The sequence below is a fragment of the Aeromicrobium sp. genome, assembly GCF_036676885.1.
Taxonomy (GTDB): domain Bacteria; phylum Actinomycetota; class Actinomycetes; order Propionibacteriales; family Nocardioidaceae; genus Aeromicrobium.
Genome location: NZ_JAKFCB010000225.1, coordinates 1 through 2,914, shown reverse-complemented (window position 1 = coordinate 2,914; position 2,914 = coordinate 1). Strand labels below are relative to the sequence as shown.

The 2,914-nt window shown below is 68.7% G+C and carries 3 protein-coding genes; all 3 read right to left on the bottom strand.

Annotation, left to right across the window (positions count from 1 at the left end; all coding sequences use genetic code 11):
- The coding region (gene recF / locus V6M46_RS10200) for a DNA replication/repair protein RecF (protein WP_332664463.1) at nucleotides 1-747 on the bottom strand (747 nt) is incomplete at its 3' end.
- Nucleotides 748-753: 6 nt separating this feature from the next.
- Nucleotides 754-1,659, bottom strand: a complete 906-nt coding sequence (gnd, locus tag V6M46_RS10195) for a phosphogluconate dehydrogenase (NAD(+)-dependent, decarboxylating) (RefSeq protein WP_332664460.1) — start codon at nucleotides 1,657-1,659, stop codon at nucleotides 754-756.
- Nucleotides 1,660-1,677: 18 nt separating this feature from the next.
- A complete protein-coding gene (dnaN, locus tag V6M46_RS10190) occupies nucleotides 1,678-2,820 on the bottom strand; it encodes a DNA polymerase III subunit beta (protein WP_332664457.1) in 1,143 nt (380 codons plus the stop codon).
- Between the last annotated feature and the right edge of the window lie 94 nt (nucleotides 2,821-2,914).

The following is a 2,914-nucleotide window of genomic DNA, read 5'->3' as shown; positions in this document are numbered from 1 at the left end:
CGCCTGCCGGATGTCCTGCTGATCGCGTACGTCGGCGTCGAGCTCGAGCGATGGCTTGTAGGTCGCGGTGATGACGCGGCGGTCGGGCGCCGATGCGGCGGCGACGCGTACGTACGCCTCCGCGAGGTGCGGCGCGAGCGCGTCGAGCAGCAGCAGCCGGGTCGACACCAGCTCGGCTCCGGTACGTGCGAGGTTCTCGTCCCAGATGTCGAGGGTCGCGATCTCGACGTTCCGGCGGCCACGGGCCGACTTGAGCAGGGTGTTGCGCTGCTTGAGCACCCGCTCGTAGTCGGCACGTACGCCGGCCAGCCGTGGCGTGCGCAGCACCAGCAGCGAGTCGAGGAACTTGCGACGGTCCGAGGGATCGCCCTTGACCAGAGCCAGGTCCTCGGGCGAGAACATGACCGTGCGCAGCACCCCGATGATGTCGCGGGTGCGAGGGAGGGCACCGCGGTTGATGCGGGCCCGGTTGGACTTGCCCGGTGTGATCTCGAGCTCGAGCAGCGCCGTGCGGTCGCCGCGCACGACGTCAGCGCGTACGACTGCGCGTTCGGCGCCGGCGCGCACCAAGGGGGCGTCGCCTGACACGCGGTGGGAGTCCAGCCGCGAGAGGTAGTCGATCGCCTCGACCAGGTTGGTCTTGCCCTGACCGTTGGATCCGATGAACGCGGTCGCACCCGGCTCGAGATCGATCTCGACGGAGTCGTACGACCGGAAGTCGTGCAGGGTCAGGCGACTGACATGCACAACGGATCAAGCATCTTTGGGGTCGTGCCCGGCCTCGACGGCGGCCTGGACGGCGTGGCCGCCGAACTGGTTGCGCATCGCCGCGACGGCCTGCATCGCCGGCGACTCGTCCTGGCGCGACGTGAACCGGGCGAACAAGGCCGCGGCGACGGTGTGCATCGGGACCGCGTTGTCGATCGCCGCCTCGACGGTCCACCGGCCCTCGCCGGAGTCCTCGGCGTAGCCACGGATCTTCGACAGGCCCGGGTCCTCCTCGAGCGCCTTGACCAGCAGGTCGAGCAGCCACGAGCGTACGACCGTGCCCTCTCGCCACGAGTCGAAGACCGCCGTGACGTTGTCGACGATGTCGACCTTCTCGAGCAGCTCGTAGCCCTCCGCGTAGGCCTGCATCATGGCGTACTCGATGCCGTTGTGGACCATCTTCGAGAAGTGGCCGGCGCCGACTCGTCCGGCGTGGACGAAGCCGGACTCGCCCTCAGGACGCAGTGCGTCGAACGCGGGCTGAACCTTGGCGATGTCCTCGGCGGTGCCGCCGGCCATCAGGGCGTAGCCGTTCTCGAGGCCCCAGACCCCACCGCTGACACCACAGTCGATGTAGCCGATGTTCTTGGCCGACGCCAGTGCCGCATGCTTCTCGTCGTCGGTCCAGCGCGAGTTGCCGCCGTCGACGATGACGTCACCCTCGTCGAGCAGCTCGATGAGCTCCTCGACGGTCGCCCGGGTGATGTCACCGGCCGGCACCATGACCCACACGACCTTGGGCGAGGGGAGCTTGTCGACGAGCTCCTCGAGGGACGCCACATCTGAGACATCGGGGTTGCGGTCGTAGCCGACGACGGTCACACCGCCGTTGCGCATGCGGGTGCGCATGTTGCCACCCATCTTGCCGAGTCCGACGAGTCCGATGTCCATGTGCGATCCCTCCGAGGGTCAGTTCTGCAGGCGTACGGGCATGATCAGGTAGCGGAACGCGACGTCGGGGTCGGCGCCGATCTCCTGCACACCCGAGATGGCCGCCGGCTTGGTGTGCTGCGTGAACGACAGGTGCACGACGGGGTCGGACATGACCGCAAGCCCTTCGAGCAGGTAGGTCGGGTTGAAGCCGATCGAGATGTCCGCGCCGTTGATCGTCGCCTCGATCGACTCCGACGCCTGGGCCTCGTCCCCGCTGCCGGCTTCCAGCAGCAGCTGGCCGTCGGAGAACGTCAGGCGTACGGGCGTGTTGCGCTCGGCGACCAGGGCGACGCGCTTGACCGAGTCGACGAAGGCCTGCGTCTCGACATAGGCAACCGTCTCCGCCTGCGCCTGGAAGAGCTGGCGTACGCGCGGGAAGTCGCCCTCGAGGAGGCGGGTCGTCGTGCGGCGAGTGCCGTTGCCGACGGTGCCCTCGAAGCCGATCAGGCCGTCACCGGACTCACCGGAGGAGACGGCGATCGTGACGTCGCCGCCGGACGTGAGCGAGCGTGCGGTCTCGTTGAGGACTCGCGCCGGCACGAGTGCCTGGGCCGAGACGTCGCTGGCCTCGGGGTACCACTCGAGGTCGCGCAGGCTGGCCCGGAACCGGTCGGTGGCCATGAGGGAGATCGTGGAGCCCTCGAGCTCGAGACGTACGCCGGTCAGCAGCGGCAGCATCTCGTCGCGGCCGGCGGCCGCGCTGGCCTGGGACACCGCGGTGGCGAAGTCATCGGCCTTGATCGTGCCGGAGGCGGTGGGCATGTCAGGAAGCTGGGGATATTCCTCGACGGGCATCGTCTGGAGGCTGAAGCGAGCACTGCCGCAGTTGACCTGGACCTTGGTGCCTTCGAGCGCCACGTCGACCGGCTTGGCCGGCAGGGCCTTGACGATCTCCGCGAGCAGGCGGCCGGATACGAGTGCTCGGCCGTCAGCGCTGACTTCGGCCGGAAGCGTTGCGCGGGTCGAGGTCTCGTAGTCGAACCCGGAGAGCGTGAGGCCGTCCGCGGCGGTCTCGATGAGGAGTCCGGCGAGCACCGGGACGCTCGGGCGGTTGGGCAGGCTGCGGGCTGTCCAGGCGACGGCGTCGGCGAGCGTGTCGCGGTCGATGCGGAATTTCACGTGATGGGGCCTTTCCGAGGACGGGAGCCGTCGGGATGAATCCTGCCACGGTATCCGTGACCGGAGGTATCCAGGGGAACTGCGGAAGATGTCA